This window comes from Streptomyces sp. NPDC090994, from assembly GCF_044768905.1.
Classification (GTDB): domain Bacteria; phylum Actinomycetota; class Actinomycetes; order Streptomycetales; family Streptomycetaceae; genus Streptomyces.
This window is the reverse complement of the sequence record NZ_JBIVWS010000004.1, coordinates 552527-570455: the sequence shown is the minus strand read 5'-3', so window position 1 is coordinate 570455 and position 17929 is coordinate 552527. Positions and strand designations below refer to the sequence as shown.

Annotated in this window: 18 protein-coding genes; 7 read left to right on the top strand and 11 right to left on the bottom strand. The window is 71.4% G+C overall.

All coding sequences use genetic code 11. The annotated features are described in order from the left end of the window. Positions 1-94 precede the first annotated feature (94 nt). Together ACIQR3_RS12855 and ACIQR3_RS12850 are read right to left on the bottom strand one after the other, a co-directional pair. Entirely contained in the window at positions 95-760 is a 666-nt protein-coding gene (locus ACIQR3_RS12855) for a response regulator (RefSeq protein ID WP_403537771.1), read from the bottom strand. Further along, positions 757-1998 (bottom strand): sensor histidine kinase, encoded by a 1242-nt coding sequence (locus tag ACIQR3_RS12850; RefSeq protein WP_403537770.1) that lies wholly within the window; start codon positions 1996-1998, stop codon positions 757-759. The genes ACIQR3_RS12855 and ACIQR3_RS12850 overlap by 4 nt, the downstream gene beginning before the upstream one ends. 95 nt (positions 1999-2093) lie before the next feature. Here ACIQR3_RS12850 and ACIQR3_RS12845 point away from each other — a divergent pair, with 95 nt between their 5' ends. Further along, positions 2094-2657, top strand: coding sequence for a GNAT family N-acetyltransferase (locus tag ACIQR3_RS12845; protein ID WP_403537768.1), 564 nt, complete (start codon positions 2094-2096; stop codon positions 2655-2657). Position 2658: 1 nt separating this feature from the next. Here the strand turns inward: ACIQR3_RS12845 and ACIQR3_RS12840 are convergent, their stop codons facing one another. The 6 genes from ACIQR3_RS12840 to ACIQR3_RS12815 form a co-directional block, all read right to left on the bottom strand. Then, complete coding sequence (locus ACIQR3_RS12840; protein ID WP_403537767.1) at positions 2659-4086, bottom strand: type IV secretory system conjugative DNA transfer family protein; 1428 nt, start codon at positions 4084-4086, stop codon at positions 2659-2661. Positions 4087-4098: 12 nt separating this feature from the next. Continuing rightward, the gene (locus ACIQR3_RS12835) at positions 4099-5511 is read right to left on the bottom strand and encodes an ATP-binding protein (RefSeq protein ID WP_403537765.1); all 1413 of its coding nucleotides are present in this window, start codon (positions 5509-5511) and stop codon (positions 4099-4101) included. A 12-nt stretch (positions 5512-5523) separates the two neighbouring features. Then, positions 5524-7083 (bottom strand): SCO6880 family protein, encoded by a 1560-nt coding sequence (locus ACIQR3_RS12830; RefSeq protein WP_215169245.1) that lies wholly within the window; start codon positions 7081-7083, stop codon positions 5524-5526. After that, positions 7080-8429 (bottom strand): hypothetical protein, encoded by a 1350-nt coding sequence (locus ACIQR3_RS12825; RefSeq protein ID WP_403537764.1) that lies wholly within the window; start codon positions 8427-8429, stop codon positions 7080-7082. Before ACIQR3_RS12825 ends, ACIQR3_RS12830 begins: the two co-directional genes overlap by 4 nt. Continuing rightward, a complete protein-coding gene (locus tag ACIQR3_RS12820) occupies positions 8419-9219 on the bottom strand; it encodes a hypothetical protein (protein ID WP_403537762.1) in 801 nt (266 codons plus the stop codon). Before ACIQR3_RS12820 ends, ACIQR3_RS12825 begins: the two co-directional genes overlap by 11 nt. A 224-nt stretch (positions 9220-9443) precedes the next feature. Beyond that, positions 9444-9752 carry a hypothetical protein gene (locus tag ACIQR3_RS12815; protein ID WP_215169250.1) on the bottom strand — a complete coding sequence of 103 codons (309 nt, stop codon included), beginning with the start codon at positions 9750-9752 and terminating at the stop codon, positions 9444-9446. A gap of 483 nt (positions 9753-10235) precedes the next feature. Here ACIQR3_RS12815 and ACIQR3_RS12810 point away from each other — a divergent pair, with 483 nt between their 5' ends. Both ACIQR3_RS12810 and ACIQR3_RS12805 read left to right on the top strand, forming a co-directional pair. Further along, the gene (locus ACIQR3_RS12810; RefSeq protein WP_403537760.1) at positions 10236-11255 is read left to right on the top strand and encodes an NlpC/P60 family protein; all 1020 of its coding nucleotides are present in this window, start codon (positions 10236-10238) and stop codon (positions 11253-11255) included. Positions 11256-11478: 223 nt separating this feature from the next. Further along, a complete protein-coding gene (locus tag ACIQR3_RS12805; protein ID WP_403537758.1) occupies positions 11479-12195 on the top strand; it encodes a phosphatase PAP2 family protein in 717 nt (238 codons plus the stop codon). Positions 12196-12198: 3 nt separating this feature from the next. Here the strand turns inward: ACIQR3_RS12805 and ACIQR3_RS12800 are convergent, their stop codons facing one another. Together ACIQR3_RS12800 and ACIQR3_RS12795 are read right to left on the bottom strand one after the other, a co-directional pair. Continuing rightward, positions 12199-13764: an FAD-binding oxidoreductase gene (locus ACIQR3_RS12800; RefSeq protein ID WP_403537756.1), complete on the bottom strand. Its 1566-nt coding sequence runs from the start codon at positions 13762-13764 to the stop codon at positions 12199-12201. Between the two features lie 100 nt (positions 13765-13864). Further along, positions 13865-14044, bottom strand: a complete 180-nt coding sequence (locus ACIQR3_RS12795) for a hypothetical protein (RefSeq protein ID WP_403537754.1) — start codon at positions 14042-14044, stop codon at positions 13865-13867. Positions 14045-14121: 77 nt separating this feature from the next. On the opposite strand from ACIQR3_RS12795, the gene ACIQR3_RS12790 reads away from it, so the two are divergent. Together ACIQR3_RS12790 and ACIQR3_RS12785 are read left to right on the top strand one after the other, a co-directional pair. Then, entirely contained in the window at positions 14122-14967 is an 846-nt protein-coding gene (locus ACIQR3_RS12790) for a hypothetical protein (protein WP_403537753.1), read from the top strand. Between the two features lie 92 nt (positions 14968-15059). Then, positions 15060-15245 (top strand): hypothetical protein, encoded by a 186-nt coding sequence (locus ACIQR3_RS12785; RefSeq protein ID WP_215169258.1) that lies wholly within the window; start codon positions 15060-15062, stop codon positions 15243-15245. A 3-nt stretch (positions 15246-15248) separates the two neighbouring features. Here ACIQR3_RS12785 and ACIQR3_RS12780 read toward each other — a convergent pair whose 3' ends face one another. Further along, complete coding sequence (locus ACIQR3_RS12780) at positions 15249-15617, bottom strand: metal-sensitive transcriptional regulator (protein WP_403537751.1); 369 nt, start codon at positions 15615-15617, stop codon at positions 15249-15251. Positions 15618-15856: 239 nt separating this feature from the next. Between ACIQR3_RS12780 and ACIQR3_RS12775 the strand changes: the two genes are divergently transcribed. Together ACIQR3_RS12775 and ACIQR3_RS12770 are read left to right on the top strand one after the other, a co-directional pair. Beyond that, complete coding sequence (locus ACIQR3_RS12775) at positions 15857-16477, top strand: DUF47 domain-containing protein (protein ID WP_189421789.1); 621 nt, start codon at positions 15857-15859, stop codon at positions 16475-16477. Positions 16478-16486: 9 nt separating this feature from the next. Continuing rightward, positions 16487-17485 (top strand): anion permease, encoded by a 999-nt coding sequence (locus ACIQR3_RS12770; protein ID WP_403537749.1) that lies wholly within the window; start codon positions 16487-16489, stop codon positions 17483-17485. The last annotated feature ends 444 nt before the right edge of the window (positions 17486-17929 follow it).

Genomic DNA, 17929 nt, shown 5'->3' with positions numbered 1-17929 from the left:
GTACTGCAGGGGGGACCCTGTGGGAGAGTAGGACGCCGCCGAACAAATATTGGAGAAAACCCCCGCACCTTTCGGTGCGGGGGTTTTCTGCGTTTCAGGACGGGGTCACCAAGCCCGTGTCGTAGGCCAGGATCACCGCCTGGACGCGGTCTCTTGAGCCGGTCTTGGCGAGGATGCGGCCGACGTGGGTTTTGACCGTGGATTCGGCCAGGTGGAGCCGGGCGGCTATTTCCGTGTTGGTCCAGCCCTGGCCTATGACGGTGAGGATTTCGCGTTCGCGGTCCGTGAGGGGGGCCAGGCGGGGGTCGGAAGCGGTGGTGGCCGCTCTGGGGGCCGGCAGGTGGTGGACGTAGGTGTCGAGGAGGCGGCGGGTCAGGCTGGGGGCGACCACGGCGTCGCCGGAGGCCACCGCGCGGATGCCGGAGAGGAGTTCCTCCGGCTGGGCGTCCTTGACCAGGAAGCCGGAGGCGCCGGCGCGGAGACCGGAGTAGGCGTACTCGTCCAGGTCGAACGTGGTGAGGATGAGGACGCGGGTGCGGTCGCCGGTGGTGGTGATGTGGCGGGTCGCCTCGATGCCGTCCAGGCCGGGCATGCGGACGTCCATGAGGACCACGTCGGGGTGGAGTTCCGTGGTCATGCGGACGGCTTCGGTGCCGTCGGCCGCCTCACCGAGGACTGCCATGTCGTCCTGGCTCTCCAGCAGCATCCGGAAACCGAAGCGCTGGAGGGGCTGGTCGTCGGCGATGAGGACGGTGGTCACTGCGGGTTCTCCTCCGGGAGGTACAGACGGACGCGCCAGCCGTGGTCGGGGGCGGGGCGGGGGCCGGCCTCAAGTGTGCCTCCGTAGAGGGCCGTTCGTTCGCGCATGCCGGGGAGGCCGCGGCCGTCGGCGGGGGGCCCGGGCGGGGCTGCGCGGCCGGTGTCGGTGACGGTGAGGGTGACGGCGCCGCCTTCCCCGTAGGAGAGGTCTATGTGGGAGGTGGCGTCGGGGCCGGCGTGTTTGAGGGTGTTGGTGAGGGATTCCTGGATGACGCGGTAGAGGGCCAGCTGGCGGCCGGGGGCGAGGGCGGGGCTGCCGTGGACGGTCGTACGGACCGGGAGGCCGGCCTTGCGGACGCCCGTGATCAGGCGGTCGAGGTCGGTGAGGGTGGGCTGGGGAGTCAGTTCGGCGGCTCGGGCGGCCGTGTCGTCCTCGCGGAGGACGTCCAGGAGGTGGCGGAGTTCGCCGAGGGCCTCGCGGCTCGTGGTGCCGATGGCGTCCAGGGCCTGGGCGGCCCGGTCGGGGGACTTGGCGGCGGCGTACCGGCCGCCGTCGGCGAGGCCCGTGATGACGGACAGGTGGTGGCCGATGATGTCGTGCATCTCGCGGGCGATCCGGGCGCGTTCGGCGGCGGCGGCGAGCCGGGCCTGCTGGTCGCGTTCGGTCTCCAGGCGGCGGGCGCGGTCCTCCAGGGCCTCGGTGTAGTCGCGGCGGGTGCGGATCGTGATGCCGATCAGGGTGGCGGTGACGATGGTCGTCAGCTGGGAACCGAGCTGTTGGGTCCAGGTGCTCTCGCCGCCGTGGCGGGCCACCGTCACGACGGTCGGGGCGATGACCATGAGCGTCGCCCACCAGAGATGGCGGAGGGGGCGGCGGAGGGCGAGGTGGTAGACGAGGGCCAGTTGGAGCAGGGCGGCCTGGAGGGCGGCGCCGCTCCAGGCGTTGGCGAGGGAGACGGGGGCCATGGCGAGCAGGACGGCCCTGGGGTGGGTGCGGCGCCAGAGGAGGGGGACGGTGAATCCCAGGCTGAGGGTGAGGAGGAGCCAGCCGGGGGCGCCGGGGTTCAGGGTGATGGTGCGCCAGCCGCCGCCCGCGTAGTCGATCAGGGCGGCCGTCACCCAGAAGCCGGTCAGGAGCAGGTCCCACACCAGGGGGTGGCGCCGGTCGAAGGCGCGGACGCGGCGGTTGATCCGCTGGACGTACTCGGTGAGGGGCTCGGCCGGGCGTTCATCCGTCACGGCACCATGGTGGCGGAGCCGGGAGGGCGGGGGCGTCCGGCTGGGGGACGTATATGAGATGAGGAACGTAGTACCGGGGTATTACCGTGACCCGCATGACTGCCTCGCCCCCTGGGGACTACGTGATCCGGCCGGTCCGGGCCGACGAGTGGACGGCCGTGCGGGAGCTGGCGCTGCGGATGCTGCGGGATCCGGTGGCGCACCTGGCGTTCCTGGACACGTACGAGCAGGCCGTGCAGCGGCCGGACTCCTTCTGGCAGGAGCGGGCGGCCGGGAGCGCGGAGGGCTCGGAACGGGTGCGGCAGGTCATCGCCGAGGGGCCGGGCGGTGCCTGGCTCGGGACGGTGACCGTGCTGATCGAGGAGGCCGGGACCACGGACTGGGCGGGGTTTCCCGTCGAGCGGCGGCAGGGGCATGTCGTCGGGGTGTACGTGCGGCCCGAGTGGCGGGGGAGCGGGCTGACCAAGGCGCTGTTCGCCGCCGCGCTGGACTGGGCGTGGGGGCGTGGGGTGGAGCGGATGCGGCTCATCGTGCACGAGGACAACGGGCGGGCCCGGGGGCTGTACCGGAAGCTGGGGTTCGAGGCGAGCGGGCGGGTGATTCCGCTGGCCGGTGCTCCCGGGCAGAACGAGCTGGAGTACGTGCTCGACGGGCGCTGAGTCAGACCGGCAGTTCGTCGTGGGGCCAGCGGGCGCGGGCCTGTTCGGGGGACCGGAGCAGGGCCAGGGTCGGCAGGCCCCGGTCCGCCCCGGTGGCGAGCAGCTCCGGTAGTCGGGGAAGCGGAGCCACCGCGGCGACGTCGTCGAGGACGAGCGTCAGTGGTGGGTCGAGCCGACCGGAGGATGACCGTTCGGCCATGCGCCGGCCGTGCTCGACCACGCTGGAGACGAGGGCCGTCAGGAGGGGCATGGCCCCGGGGGCCGTCCTGGGGTCCTCGATGGGTTCACCTACCACGTAAAGGGTTCCCCCTTCGTGGATGAAGGAATCCAGGGCGAGCGTGTCGGTTCGGTGTGGAGTGCAGCTCTCGCGGATGTTGAGCGTGGAGAGGGCGGCCAGGGCACGGTTGGTCAACTGGTGGGCCGTGTCGCGGCGGTCGGGGTGCGCGGTGAGCGCGGCTTCGAGTTCGCCGGCGGTGCCGGGGGCGGCCTTCGGGTTCGTACGGAGGATGCGGACGGCGTCCTGGACCTGGCTGCCCTGGGACCACCGGTGGACGTGGCGGACGGTGCGGGCGTCCACGGCGGCGGCGTGCAGGTAGCTGCGGAGGAGGGTTTCCGCGGTGTCGGTGATCGCCTGGTCCAGGCGGGCGGTGGGGCGTACGGGGGCGAGGAGGGCGGTGGCGCGGGCGGTGGCCGTGTGCTTGTCCTCGCAGCCGGTGGTGGGGGACCAGTGGAGGCGGGACGGGGTGTCGCAGCGGTGGGTGGGGTCGTAGAGGTGGACGGGGCCGAGTTTGGCTCGGGCGTCCTTTGTCTCCTGCCAGAGGGCGGGGGACGAGGTGACGACGAGGGCGGGGCCCTCCGCGTCCGCGAGGGCTTGGGTCGCGGTGGTGTGGTGGGTGGCTCTGGGCGCGTAGTGGACCGCGCCTTCGGCGCGGGGGTTCTCCCGGCCGCCCGCCCGTTTGCCGTCGGCTGCGGAGGTGGAGGGCTCCTCCGGTGCCGGCGTCCGCTGGTGCGGTGTCCTCGGGAGCGGGACCTCGTGGGGCGGCGGCGGGGGCGGTGTCTCGCGCCTCCGATGCCGTACCGCCTTCCACCTCGCCAGCGTGCCCAGCACGAAGACCGTGAGGACCACCAGGATCATCAGCTGGCCGATGAACAGGCCCCAGAACAGGCCGGGGCCGGAGAGGCCGGTGGCGGGGACGTCGGGCCAGGCGCCGGGGAGGTCGCCGGGGTGGGTGATCAGGTGGCGCATGGCCAGGGGGGTGCGGGTGAACGACAGGCCGTGCGGCCAGGCGCCGTGGGCGAACAGGGCGGACAGGCCCGTCGCCGTCCACACCAGGACGGTCATGCCGAGGAGGAAGCCGAGGATGCCGAGCAGCAGGCCGTCGGGGATGCCGCCGCTGTGGCCGCCGGGCCGTCGGTCGTCGGGTCTCATCGGTCCCTCCCGCTAGGCGACCGTCGATTCGGACGAGTCGCCGAGGTGCTGTTCCACGAAGGCCGCCGCCCGCTCCTCGGCCTCCAGCTCGGCGGCGTGCAGGGCGTCGTCGGCGAAGTCGGCGGAGGACTCGGTCATCGCGCGGTCGGTGAAGACCAGGGGGCGTTCGGTCTCGGTGACCAGGTGTTTGACGACCTGGACGTTGCCGTTGACGTCCCAGACGGCGATGCCGGGGGTGAGGGTCGGGATGATCTCCACGGCCCAGCGGGGCAGGCCCAGGACGCGGCCGGTCGCGCGGGCCTCGTCGGCTTTCTGGGCGTAGATCGTCCTGGTCGACGCCATCTTCAGGATCGCCGCCGCCTCCTTCGCCGCCGCGCCGTCGACCACGTCGGAGAGGTGGTGGACGACCGCCACGAAGGACAGGCCGAGCCGGCGGCCGAACTTCAGCAGGCGCTGGAAGAGCTGGGCGACGAACGGGCTGTTGATGATGTGCCAGGCCTCTTCCACCAGGAAGATGCGCTTCTTGCGGTCGGGGCGGATCCAGGTGTGCTCCAGCCACACGCCGACGATCGCCATCAGGATCGGCATGGCGATGGAGTTGCGGTCGATGTGCGAGAGGTCGAAGACGATCAGCGGGGCGTCGAGGTCGATGCCGACGGTCGTCGGGCCGTCGAACATGCCGCGCAGGTCACCGTCGACCAGGCGGTCCAGGACCAGGGCGACGTCCAGGCCCCAGGCGCGTACGTCGTCTATGGCGACGTTCATCGCCTCGGCGGACTCGGGCTCGGGGTGGCGCAGCTGCTCGACGATGTCGGAGAGGACCGGCTGGCGTTCGACGATCGTCTCGTTGACGTAGGCGTGCGCGACCTTGAGGGCGAAGCCGGAGCGTTCGTCCAGGCCGTGGCCCATCGCGACCTCGATGATCGTGCGGAGCAGCGCCAGCTGGCCCGTGGTGGTGATCGCGGGGTCGAGGGGGTTGAGCCGGATGCCCTGGTCGAGCGCGGCCATCGGGTCCAGGCGGATGGGAGTTATGCCCAGCTCCTGGGCGATGAGGTTCCATTCGCCGGCGCCGTCCTCGCCCTGGGCGTCCAGGACGACGACCTGGCGGTCCTTGAAGCGGAGCTGACGCAGGACGTAGGTCTTCTCCAGCGCCGACTTGCCGTTGCCGGACTCGCCGAGGACCAGCCAGTGCGGGGCCGGGAGCTGCTGGCCGTACAGCTGGAAGGGGTCGTAGATGTACCCCTTGCCGGAGTAGACCTCGCGGCCGATGATCACGCCGGAGTCGCCGAGGCCGGGGGCCGCGGTGGGGAGGTAGACGGCCTGGGCCTGGCCCGTGGAGGTGCGGACGGGGAGGCGGGTCGTCTCGACCTTCCCGAAGAGGAAGGACGTGAAGGCTTCGGTGAGGACGGTCAGCGGATCCCGCATCAGGCTCAGCCCCTACCTTCGGATGCCGGTGGCGAACGGAAGCGTGTTCACGAAGGCGCGGTGGTGCTCTCGGTCGCACCACTCCAGTTTCAGGTACGACTTCCCGGCCGACGCCCGGATCGTCCGCTTGTCGCGGGCGAGGGCCTCGGGGTTGCGGGAGGAGACGGTGATGTAGCCGACCAGGTTGACGCCGGCGGCGCCGCTGGCGAGGTCCTCGCCGCGCTGGTCCAGGCGGTCGTGGGCGGCCATGTCGCGGGGGTCGACCGTGCGGTTCATCTTGGCGGCGCGGGACTGCTCGGCCACGTCGTTGGTCTTCTCGGTCAGCATCCGCTCGATGGCGACCTCGGTGGGTTCGAGGTCCATGGTGACGGCGACCGTGCGGATGACGTCCGGGGTGTGGACCAGGAGCGGTGCGAGGAAGTTGACGCCGACCGGGGTCATCGGCCACTCCTTCACCCAGGCGGTGGCGTGGCACCAGGGGGCGCGGGTGGCCGACTCGCGGGTCTTGGCCTGGAGGAACGTGGGCTCCATGGCGTCCAGCTCGGCCGGCCAGGCGTTGCGCTGGGTCATCGCCTGGATGTGGTCGATGGGGTGGTCGGGGTCGTACATGGAGTGGATGAGGGAGGCGAGCCGGCCCTGCCCGAGGGGCTGGCGGACGCGGATGTCGGCCTCCTGGAGGCGCGAGCAGATGTCGGTCAGCTCGCGGGCCATGACGACGGCGAGACCGGCGTCGCGGTCCAGCTTGCGGCCGCCCTGGGGGCGGACGGCGCGGGCCATGGCGTGCGCCTCGGCGGCCAGCTCGCGGGTGTAGTGCATGCAGGCGACGAGGTAGGCGCGGTGCTGCTCGCTGCTGGTGGACACCATCGACTGCAGCTGGTCGTAGGACTGCTGGAGCCAGGGCAGGGCCTTGTCGTCGCCGCGCTGGGCGACGTCCTTGGCGTGCGCGTCGGGGTCGGCGGGCAGGGTGCGGGCGAGCATCTGGAGGCGGGTGACGAAGCCGTCGCCGTTGGCCACGTGCTTGAGCAGCGTGCCGAACCGGTCGACCAGGGCCTCCTGGTCCTCGGAGTCGCGCAGGCCGACGCCGGGGCCCTCGATCTCGATGGCGGCGGTGACCGTCTTGCGGTCGGCGTGCAGCAGTACGGCGATCTCGTCGGGGCCGAAGGGGGCGGCGAGCCAGGTGATGCGGCCGATGCCGGGGGGCGGGCCGATCTCGACCTCGCGGCCGTCGAGGCGGGTGCCGGCCTCGACGGCGCCGGAACGGTACGTCGTGCCCTTGCGCAGGGTCCGCTTGTAGCTGCGGTTGATCTCGAACCACTTGTAGAACGTGCGGTGCTTGTACGGCACGTAGACCGCGGCCAGCGCGAGCATCGGGAAGCCGGCGAGCAGCACGATGCGCAGGGAGAGGACGGGGACGAGCAGCCCGCACATCATGCCGAGGAAGGCGCCGACGACGATCAGCGCGATCTCGCCGGTCTCGCGGTTGCGGCCGACGATCGCGTTCGGCCGGGCGCGGCCGATCAGATACGTACGGCGGGGCGTGACCGGATGGGACACGTGGGACTCGGTCGTCAACGCCCGTCACCTCCTGTGCTCTTGCTGTTGCGGGTGTTGCTGGAGTGGGGGCTGTTCATCGGGCTGCCGGAGCGCGGCGCGGGTGCGGCGGAGGGGACAGTTCCGCCGCCGCCGTTCGAGGCGCGGGTGCTGTGGGCGGCGACGCCGCCGGAGGCGGGGTTGGCGGGGCGGGGGCCGGAGGCGGACTGGCCGCCGCCTCCGCCGTCGCCGTTGTTGCGGGTGCTGTGGGTTCTGATGCCCTGGGCCACGAGGTTGGCCGGGGAGCTGATGACGGCGGCGGCCTTGTTCTCGGCGCCCCGCATCAGGCGGTTGTTGCGGGAGCCGGCGATCTCGTCGCCGAAGCCGGGGACGAAGCGGTAGATCATCGCGGAGGCGAAGATGGCCAGCAGGATGATGGCGAGGCCGGAGACGACGGCGGAGAAGGCGTCCGGCCCGTCGTCGGCGGAGAGCGCGCCGGCCAGGCCGAGGACGATGACGATGACCGGCTTGACCAGGATCACGGCGATCATGATCCCGGCCCAGCGGCGGACGTGGCCCCACAGGTTCTTGTCGACGAGGCCGGCGTAGACGACGGTGCCGAGCAGGGCGCCCACGTAGAGCAGGGCGGCCCGGATGACCAGTTCCAGCCAGAGGACGCCGGCGGCGAGGATCGACACCAGGGAGACCACGATCAGCATGATCGGTCCGCCGCCGATGTCCTCGCCCTTCTCCAGGGCGCCGGAGAAGGTGCCGAAGAACGTGTCCGTCTGGTCGCCGGTGGCCTGGGCCAGCACCTCCGTGACGCCGTCGGTGGCCGAGACGACCGTGTAGAGGATCAGCGGCGTGAAGGCCGAGGCGAGGACGGTCAGCCACAGGAAGCCGACGGCCTCGGACAGGGCGGTGGTCAGCGGGACGCCGCGCACGGCGCGCTTGGCGACCGCCAGCAGCCACAGGACCAGGGTGAGGATGGTCGAGGCGGCGAAGACGACGGCGTACTGCTGGAGGAACTTGGGGTTGGTGAAGTCGACGTTGGCGGTGTCCTTCACGGCCTCGCTGAGTTTGTCGACGGTCCAGGCGGCGGCTTCGGCGCAGCCCTTGGCGAGGGAGGAGAGGGGGTCGGCGGTGGTGCTGACGTCGAGGGAGGGGGAGCCGTCGGAGGTTCCGTTGCCCTGCTCGCACAGATCCTTGGCCTGGCCGGAGACCTTGCTGCAGTCGAACGACGACGACGGCGACGGAGACGCCGAGGGACTGCCGGACGGATCGGGCGTGGGCGCGGCGGCGGCGCGGGTCGCCAGCAGGACGACCGCGGTCTGTACGGCCGTCAGCGCTCCGGCCAGCGTGAGCACGCGACGCGGGTTACCGGGCATACGTGAACCCTCCGTACTCCTCGATGGCCTTGCTGATCTCTTCGGACGTGGCGGCCCTGTCGTCGCCGGGGACCGGGGCGGGGCCGTCCTTCTGCGTGTCCTTGACGATCTTCCAGTCGCCGTCCGTCCAGCGCAGGTCGAAGGTCCAGGTCTTCCACGACGAGGTGATGGGGTTGGTGGTCTTCTCCGCCGAGGTTCCGAGCAGTCCCATGTACCAGACGGCGACCCGGGCGTCGCCGTCGCCGTACTTCTCGACGGAGGTGCCCAGCGGCGTGACGCGGGAGACGAACGTGCTCCCCTTCGGCGCCTCGCCGTCGGCGTTCAGCCCCAGCCTGGCGAGGAAGTCGGCCGAGTACGCCGCGTCCATCGGCGTCTTCAGCGCGGCCGCCGCGTCCGGTGTGTACAGGGCGTCGACGATCTCGTGCCGGGTGTCCTTGGTGAACATGCCGGTCGAGCCGAGGGTGACCGCGTAGTTGGCGGCGGCGCTCTGCGCGCCCTGTTCGTCGTGGGCGAAGCCGGACCGGACCGCACGCGTCCCGGTGGGGGCGGTGGCCGAGGTCTGGGGCTTGTCGGCGGATTCCGCGGAGGTCGCGGAATCGTCTCCTCCACGGTTCGCGAAGGCGATCGCGGCGATCAGGACGACCACCACGCCGACCACCGTGACCAGGCTCCGGGAGGAGGACCGGCCGCCTCTGCGCGGGGAGCCGTACGGGTCGGCGTCGCCTTCGGGCAGACGGGTGCGGGTGCCGCCGTAACCGCCGGAGGACTGGTGCTCGTCTCCGAGACTCATGCCGCGTACGCCCCCTCGACGTCGTGCGGAACCGGGTGCCCGTACCCCGTGCCGTAGTAGTACGACGGTAGCCGCACTGGTTCCCGCGCGGGCGCGGTGTGGTGACTCGACATCAGGGTGACGCAACCTCAGCCGGGGGGCACGACGGGCGGGTGGTGGATGGGGAGGAAGGGAACGGGAGGCCGGCGTGGACGCGGACCGGCGGGCTGTCGGACGGTGGCCGGCTACACGGCCATGCCGTAGACGATGGTGAAGAGCGTGCCGAGCGATCCGATGATGAAGACGCCCGTCAGGCCGGCGATGATGAGGCCCTTGCCCTGCTCGGCGCTGAAGGTGTCACGGAGTGCGGTGGCGCCGATGCGCTGCTTGGCGGCGCCCCAGATGGCGATGCCGAGACAGAGCAGGATGGCGACCGCCATGACGACCTGGACCATCGTCTTCGCCTCGGTCCCCAGCGCCCCGAAGGGTCCCCAGTCGGGAGCGATCCCGCCGATGATGGTGTTGATGTCTCCCTTGTCGGCCGCAAAGAACATGTAAGTCACCGCCCCTGGTGGGTAGTTCCGCATCCTCTGCGGTCGTGCAGAGGTCACGCCTCATTGTCGCCGACAATGCCGCCGTCGTATGTCGACTTGGCGTCATTGATTGGCGGGTTTTGTACGAACAGCTTGCCACCGGTTCACGCCGGGCGCTCAGGGAGGCGTGGAGTCCGGGGGCGAGCAGTCACATGGTCACTCTGTGTATCACGGCAGGTCACGCCGGGCAATCATGCTGAAGCGGAACCTGTCGTGTGGTTTCGTCGTTGGGCACTTCTACGGTTCGTCAGGTCCGAGGGGTGGCCGGGCCGTCGGGCGAGCGGGTGAGCGGATCCACTCGTTCCGTGGGCGAAGGCTACCTCTGTTGCGTGAACGGCTTCGGCGCGGAGGAGGGGGCGGCGCGGGGCTGTCAAGACGTCAGGTCGGCCGGTTCGCGGCCGAATAACGCCACTCTTGCCGGAAAGAGTGCTGAACAGCGCCTGTATGGGGCAAGGTTGGGCCGTGCGAAAAGTGTGGGTGATCGGTGGCGCGGCGGTCGGACTCGGCATGGGCTTCGTCATGCTGCTCGTCGTCGGCGTGTACATGGCCGCCGGGAGCCTGGCGGGCGGCGTGAGCGGCGGGGCGAAGAATCTGGCCAAGGGAGCGGTGCCCGCCGCGTACGAGGCGTTGGTGGCCAAGGCGGGCCGGTCCTGCGCGGCGATCAACCCGGCCCTGCTGGCCGCGCAGCTCTACCAGGAGAGCGGCTTCGATCCCAAGGCGCAGAGCCCGGCGGCGGCGCAGGGGATAGCGCAGTTCATCCCCGGCACGTGGGCGACGCACGGCGTCGACGGGGACGGCGACGGGGACCGGGACGTGTGGGACCCGGCCGACGCGATCCCGTCGGCCGCCGCCTACGACTGCTCCCTCGCGTCGTACGTGAAGAGCGTTCCCGGGAATCTGACCGAAAACATGCTGGCCGCCTACAACGCCGGCCCGGACGCGGTGATCCGGTACCAGGGCGTGCCGCCGTACGCGGAGACGCAGAACTACGTCAAGACGATCACGACGCTCGCGGAGAGCTTCGCCGCGCCCGAGACCCGGGTCGACCCCTCCGAGCAGGCCGCCGGGGCCATCACCTACGCCCAGGACAAGCTCGGCACGCCCTACCTCTGGGGCGGCAACGGCACCGCTGACCAGGGCGGACGCTTCGACTGCTCGGGCCTGACCAAGGCCGCGTACGAGTCGGTCGGGATCACGCTGCCGCGCGTCGCCAACGACCAGTACAACGCCGGACCGCACCCCTCCCGGGACGAGCTGCTCCCCGGCGATCTGGTGTTCTTCTCGGACGACCTGACCAATTCGCGGGCCATCCGGCATGTCGGGATCTATGTCGGCGGCGGGCAGATGATCAACGCGCCGTATACGGGTGCCGTGATCCGGTTCGACCCGATCGACACCCCGGACTACTTCGGGGCCACCCGGGTGACCGAGGATGGCGCGAAAGCGCTCCCCGGAAACGCCTGAACGGACCGTGAACCCTTCCCCTGAGCTGCGACGATGCATCTCTCTTCGATAACGTCTCCGTGATCATTTCGTGGATTGTGGAACGGAACGCCGAGGGCCGTGCGTTCCTGTTGGCGTAGATGTGCGAGCCGGCGGACGCCCAGCGGATCTACCACCACGGGGGTGGCAGGAGAGGCGCGTGCAGAAGACGTGCCGGAGAACATGACGAAGGGGCCGCAGCGCTATGGCTGGACTCGCCGATTCCGGGTCGAACCCCGACGTCGACCTGCTCTACGACATCAACGGCCTCGCCAAGGACGCACCGCACTGGTTCGACCGGGTCATGGAGTTCACCGGTGAGTACGGGCTGCTCTTCGCCATCCTCGCGCTCGTGCTGTGGTGCTGGTGGGGCGTACGGCGGCGGGGCGGCGAGGACGCGGCCCCCGCGGTGGCCGCGCTGGTCTGGGCGCCGCTCGCGGCCGGCATAGCCGTGCTGGTCAACGTGCCGATCCGGGGCTTCGTGGAGCGGCCCCGGCCGTTCAAGGACCACCAGGGCCTGGAAGTCCTCGTCGACGGCAAGAACGACTTCTCGTTCGTCAGCGACCACGCCACCCTCGTCATGGCGATGGCCGTCGCCCTGTTCGTCGCCCGCCGCAAGTTCGGCGTCGTCGCGATCGTGCTGGCGCTGCTCGGCGGGTTCTGCCGGGTCTACATGGGCGTGCACTACCCGACCGACGTCGTCGGCGGCTTCGCGCTCGGCACCGCGGTGGCCCTGCTGCTCTCGCCGGTGGCCATGGCCCTGCTGACCCCGCTGGCCCGGGCGATCGAGCGCTCCCCGCGCGTGGGGTGGCTGATCAGCGCACGGGGGCGATCCGCGTCCGGGACACGGGACGCCGTGATCCCCGGCGCGCGCACGGAGCGGGAGTCCGCGGAGGCCGGCGAGCGGGACCTGGCGGCCTGACGGTCACAGGGCCTGCGGCCAGGTGAACAGGCGGTCCGGGTCGTACCGCCGCTTCACCTGCGCCAGCCGGGGCGCGGCGTCCCCGTAGTACGCCGTCCGCCAGTCCGTCAGATCCGGGTCGGGGTAGTTCTGGTAGGCGGCTCCCGAGGCGTGCGGTCGCAGGGCGGCGTGGGCGGCGGCCAGCCAGGAGCGGCCGGCGGCGCCGCTCTCGCCGGCCGGCCAGGAGACCAGGTACTGGGCGAGCGTCCGGGAACGGCGGTGCACGAAGGCGGTGGCCGTCGGGGAGACCCGGTTGACCGCCCCGCCGAGCGCCGTGAACGCGACGGTGCCGGTGCCGCCGCGCACCGAGCGCACCTGGGCGAGCAGGGTGTCGATCCCGGCCGCCGACAGCGAGCGGTCGAAGAAGTCGGAGCGGGCCGCGTACGTCTCCCGCTCCAGGGCCCCCTCCGGGGAGCGGCCCGGGACCGTGCCGGGCAGGTGGCACTGGGCGCCGGAGGCGAAGGACGCGCAGCCGGCGTACGCCTCCATCGTCTCCTCGTACGTGTGCCGGTTCAGGGAGACGCCGCTCGCCGGGGCGCCGATCCGGTCGGCGAGGCGGTCGACGGCGTTCTGGAGTTCGCCGTAGGTGCCCAGCGAGAAGGCGGAGACGGCGACGGTGGGGGTGGCGCCGTCCGCGCTCTCCAGGTGCAGGGACGACCAGATCTCGTCGGGCTGGTCCGGCCCCCACTCCTGCCAGGCGCCGACCACCTCCGCGGCCCTCGCCCAGGGCCAGGTCAGATACGCGGTGACGCCCTGGGGCGCGGCGTGCGTACGGAAGCGCAGTTCCGTCACGACGCCGAAGTTGCCGTTGCCCGCGCCGCGCAGCGCCCAGAACAGGTCGGGGTGTTCGCCGGCGTCGGCGGTGAGCTGCTCGCCGGCGGCCGTGATCAGGGTGGCGCCGGTCAGGCTGTCGCAGGTCAGGCCGTAGGCGCGGGAGACGACGCCGTGGCCGCCGCCGAGGGTGAGGCCGGCGATGCCGACGGTGGGACAGGAACCGGCGGGGACGGTGACGCCCCGGGCGGCCAGCGCGCGGTACACGTCGATCAGCCGGGCGCCGGCGCCGACGACGGCCTCGCCGCCCGAGGCGCGGACGCCGTTCAGTTCCGCGACGTCGATGACCAGGCGGTCGTCGCCGGAGGACCAGCCCGCGTAGGAGTGGCCGCCGCCCCGGATCGCCGGGCGGACCCCGTGGGCGCGGGCGTACGCCAGGGCGGTGCGGATGTCGTCGGCGTGGGCGGCGTATGCGACGGCGGCGGGCCGCAGGCTGTCGAAGCGGGTGTTGTAGAGCTGCCGCGCGGGTTCCCAGTCGGCGTCACCGGGCCGGACGAGCGTGCCGTCGAGGGAGCGGGCGAGGGCGGTCCAGTCGGCGGGGGCGGAGCCGCGCGTCGGGGAGGCCGTGGCCGAGGGGCCGCGGTTCTTGCCACCGCCCGAACCACCGCGGTTGCCGCTGCCGTCGGTGTCGCACGCGGCCGTCGTCGTCACCGTGAGGCCGGCGGCCGCGGCGCCGCCGAGGAAAGTACGCCGGTCCATGGGTCCTCGGTCTCCTCGGTCTCCTCGATCCCCTGGGGGGCTCGTGGAGCGAGACGGGGAGGAGGAGACGGAGGTTCCCCCGGGGACGTGATCCGGCCGTTCAGGAATCGACGTGCTTGCTCGCGTCCGTCCGCGCCAGGCTTCTCGCCCGGCGGGCCGGTCCGCGCCAGCCGCAGGAGCAGCGGGCCGAACAGAAGGGGCCCTGTTCGACCGTGGTCGTCCGGTGTTCCGTGGAATCCGGAAGGTCCTGGGGGGCGTCAAGGCCGTCCTGCTGTGCCACGGCGACCACGTTACCGGGGTCACCCGCACGTCGTTAAGCGGGACGACGGGCGGCCCGGTACGGGGGGTGGACAGGCGATGGCCAGGAGGCAGCGACGGCAGCAGCGGCGACGGGGCGCGGCAGGTGCCGTGGCGGGCGTCGTGGCCTGCGTCGGACTGGGCGCCGGCGGCTGCTCCGACACCGCCGCCGTCGCGCCCGAGGCCCGCCACGGCGACCCGGTCCGGACCCTGCGCGGCGCGGCCGACCGGCTGACCGAGTCCGGCAGCGCCAAGGCGCGCACGTCGATGCAGATGGCCAGCGGCGGCACCCGGGTCACCATCCGGGGCGAGGGCGTCTACGACTTCGCCGGGCGGCGCGGGCGGCTGAAGGTACGGCTGCCGCAGGACGCGGCGGGCACCAGCGACCGCCGGCCCATCACCGAACTGCTGGTCCCCGGCGCGCTCTACATGAAGAACCGGGGCGCCGGCGTCCCCGCCGGCAAATGGGTCCGGGTGGAGACCGCGAGCCTGTCCGACGGCAATCTCGTGACCGGCGGCGCCACCGATCCGCTCACCGCCGCGGAGGTGCTGCGCGGCACCCACGAGGCGGAGTACCTCGGGCGGACGGCGGTCGCGGGCACCCCGCTGCACCACTACCGGGGCACCGCCGACCTGGCGCGGGCCGCCGAGCGCGCCGGGGGCAGCGCGCGCACCTCGCTGCGCGCGGCGGCGAAAGGGTTCGCCACCGTCCAGGTGCCGTTCGACGCCTACCTCGACGACCGGGGCCGCGTCCGCAAGGTCCGCCACCGGTTCGGATTCGTCAACGGGCAGCGGGAAGGCACCGTCGCGGTGGCCTCGACGACGCTGCTGTACGACTTCGGCGTCCCCGTCACCGTACGGCTGCCGGACGAGGACGACATCTACGCCGGCAAGATCGCCGAATAGCCCGCTGTCAAGGAGGACTAGCCCGTCCGTGCCATGCGCGGTGCGTAGAGCGCTCCCTACTCTAGGAATCCGGTACTGGCAGGGACGAGGTGATGCGCGTGGCTCCGGTCGGCGGTACGGCGGTTCAGGACCACGTGGCCCTCGCCGAGATCGAACTGTGCGGCGACCTGATCATCGCGGCGTCGGCGGCCAGGGAACGGCTCAGCCTGGAGAGCATCGACGAGGTGCTGCGGGTGGCCGAGGAGCGAGAACGCGCCAGGCGGGCCGCCGGGCGCTGACCCTCAGGTGCGCAGCAGCCGCCCGATCGCCTTCGTGGCCTCCTCCACCTTGGCGTCGATCTCGGCGCCGCCCTTGAGGGCCGCGTCCGCGACGCAGTGGCGCAGGTGCTCCTCCAGGAGCTGGAGGGCGAAGGACTGGAGGGCCTTGGTGGAGGCGGAGACCTGGGTGAGTATGTCGATGCAGTAGACGTCCTCGTCGACCATCCGTTGCAGGCCGCGGATCTGGCCTTCGATCCGGCGCAGCCGCTTCAGGTGCTCGTCCTTCTGCTGGTGATAGCCGTGCACCCCGCGGTCATGGTCGGTCACGATGTCCGTTTCCGCCCCTTCCGCCTCGGTGGAGGGCGCTCCGGCACCGGCCTGTGTGGTCGTCATCGCGTCCTCCTGTGAGACAGATCGCCGCCATATACCCCTGGTGGGTATATGGTAACGAATTTCCCTGGGTATGGGGCTCTTGGCCCATGCGGTGCGCGACGTCCGGAAACAGGCCCCGGGTCGCCCCCCTGCTCATCACTGTGCCTGATGGGCGACACTGGGGGACGGCCCGTTAGCCGTGGCCGGATGATGCGCCTAGCATCAGCCTGACCGAAACCGATGCATACCGAGGACCCCACGTGCGCTTTCGTCTGACCCCCAGGGAGACGAGCTTCTACGACATGTTTGCCGCGTCCGCGGACAACATCGTCACGGGCTCGAAACTCCTGATGGAACTGCTCGGGGCGGACGCATCCGCCCGGGCCGAGATCGCAGAGCGTATGCGGGCCGCGGAACACGCCGGTGACGATGCGACGCACGCGATCTTCCACCAGCTGAACTCCTCGTTCATCACGCCGTTCGACCGTGAGGACATCTACACCCTCGCGTCGTCCCTCGACGACATCATGGACTTCATGGAGGAGGCCGTCGACCTCGTCGTCCTCTACAACGTGGAGGAACTGCCCAAGGGCGTCGAGCAGCAGATCGAGGTGCTGGCCCGGGCCGCCGAGCTGACCGCCGAGGCCATGCCGAACCTGCGCACGATGGACAACCTCACCGAGTACTGGATCGAGGTCAACCGGCTGGAGAACCAGGCCGACCAGATCCACCGCAAGCTGCTGGCCCACCTCTTCAACGGCAAGTACGACGCGATCGAGGTGCTGAAGCTGAAGCAGATCGTGGACGTCCTGGAAGAGGCGGCCGACGCATTCGAGCACGTGGCGAACACGGTGGAGACCATCGCGGTCAAGGAGTCCTGAGCGCACGCCATGGACACCTTCGCTCTGATCGTGACCGTCGCGGTCGCGCTCTTCTTCACCTACACCAACGGCTTCCACGACTCGGCCAACGCGATCGCCACGTCGGTGTCGACGCGGGCGCTGACGCCCCGCGCCGCGCTCGCGATGGCGGCCGTGATGAACCTCGCCGGCGCGTTCCTCGGTTCCGGGGTCGCCAAGACCGTCAGCGAGGGCCTGATCGAGACGCCCGAGGGCTCGACGGGGATGGGCATCCTCTTCGCCGCACTGATCGGCGCGATCGCCTGGAACCTCGTCACCTGGTACTTCGGCCTGCCCTCGTCCTCCTCGCACGCGCTGTTCGGCGGCATGGTGGGCGCGGCACTGGCCGGCGGCACCACGGTGTACTGGGGCGGGGTCGTCGACAAGATCATCCTGCCCATGTTCATCTCGCCGGTGGTCGGGCTGGTCATCGGCTATCTGGTCATGACCGCGATCATGTGGCTCTTCCGGCGCTCCAACCCGCACAAGGCGAAGCGCGGTTTCCGGATCGCGCAGACGGTGTCGGCGGCGGGCATGGCCCTCGGCCACGGCCTCCAGGACGCGCAGAAGACGATGGGCATCGTGGTGATGGCGCTGGTCATCGCCGACGTCGAGGACTACGGCGACCCGATCCCGATCTGGGTGAAGATCGTCTGCGCGCTGATGCTGTCGCTGGGGACGTACGCCGGTGGCTGGCGGATCATGCGGACGCTGGGCCGGAAGATCATCGAGCTCGACCCGCCGCAGGGTTTCGCGGCGGAGACGACCGGTGCGTCGATCATGTTCACGACGGCGTTCCTCTTCCACGCGCCGATCTCGACGACGCATGTGATCACGTCGGCGATCATGGGGGTCGGGGCGACGAAGCGGGTGAACGCCGTGCGGTGGGGTGTCGCGAAGAACATCATCCTGGGGTGGTTCATCACGATGCCGGCGGCTGCGGTGGTCGCTGCGCTGTCGTTCTGGGTCGTCCAGCTGGCGTTTCTCTGACGTGGCGTGACGTGACCTGACGCGGGGGGTGGGTGGCGCGACCCGGCGCTGCCGGGGTGCGCCGCGCCCACCCTCCCCCACTCTCGGCTTCGCTCGAGCGGGGGGACCCCCATCGCCCCAGGCGGCACGGCTGCCCGCGGTGACGCGGCGTCTGCGGTCGGGCGGGGTACGGACCCGCACCCGCGTACGGCGGGAAGGGGACGGGTGGGGGGTGTCCGCCCGCAGCGGTTGGCGCGTCGACCCGGTTCACCCCCGTAGAAGACCGATTCCGCGCCGTTCCGAGGACGGACACCCCCCCCACCCCGGCCCCGACCCACCCGCACACGACTGGGCGCTACGCGCACCCCCACCGAACCCGCACAGGCGCCGCAGGCACCGGCACGCGAACGGCAATGGGCCCGCCCCCGGGAGCCAGGGGCGGGCCCGTTCCTCGCGGTGGCACCG

Excerpts from the sequence above, each read along its gene's own strand:
- ACIQR3_RS12825 (WP_403537764.1), bottom strand. The coding sequence starts at position 8,429 with ATGCCCGGTAACCCGCGTCGCGTGCTCACGCTGGCCGGAGCGCTGACG.
- ACIQR3_RS12815 (WP_215169250.1), bottom strand. The coding sequence starts at position 9,752 with ATGTTCTTTGCGGCCGACAAGGGAGACATCAACACCATCATCGGCGGG.
- ACIQR3_RS12770 (WP_403537749.1), top strand. The coding sequence starts at position 16,487 with ATGGACACCTTCGCTCTGATCGTGACCGTCGCGGTCGCGCTCTTCTTC.
- ACIQR3_RS12800 (WP_403537756.1), bottom strand. The coding sequence starts at position 13,764 with ATGGACCGGCGTACTTTCCTCGGCGGCGCCGCGGCCGCCGGCCTCACG.
- ACIQR3_RS12790 (WP_403537753.1), top strand. The coding sequence starts at position 14,122 with ATGGCCAGGAGGCAGCGACGGCAGCAGCGGCGACGGGGCGCGGCAGGT.
- ACIQR3_RS12820 (WP_403537762.1), bottom strand. The coding sequence starts at position 9,219 with ATGAGTCTCGGAGACGAGCACCAGTCCTCCGGCGGTTACGGCGGCACC.
- ACIQR3_RS12780 (WP_403537751.1), bottom strand. The coding sequence starts at position 15,617 with ATGACGACCACACAGGCCGGTGCCGGAGCGCCCTCCACCGAGGCGGAA.
- ACIQR3_RS12835 (WP_403537765.1), bottom strand. The coding sequence starts at position 5,511 with ATGCGGGATCCGCTGACCGTCCTCACCGAAGCCTTCACGTCCTTCCTC.
- ACIQR3_RS12805 (WP_403537758.1), top strand. The coding sequence starts at position 11,479 with ATGGCTGGACTCGCCGATTCCGGGTCGAACCCCGACGTCGACCTGCTC.
- ACIQR3_RS12785 (WP_215169258.1), top strand. The coding sequence starts at position 15,060 with ATGCGCGTGGCTCCGGTCGGCGGTACGGCGGTTCAGGACCACGTGGCC.
- ACIQR3_RS12810 (WP_403537760.1), top strand. The coding sequence starts at position 10,236 with ATGGGGCAAGGTTGGGCCGTGCGAAAAGTGTGGGTGATCGGTGGCGCG.
- ACIQR3_RS12845 (WP_403537768.1), top strand. The coding sequence starts at position 2,094 with ATGACTGCCTCGCCCCCTGGGGACTACGTGATCCGGCCGGTCCGGGCC.
- ACIQR3_RS12840 (WP_403537767.1), bottom strand. The coding sequence starts at position 4,086 with ATGAGACCCGACGACCGACGGCCCGGCGGCCACAGCGGCGGCATCCCC.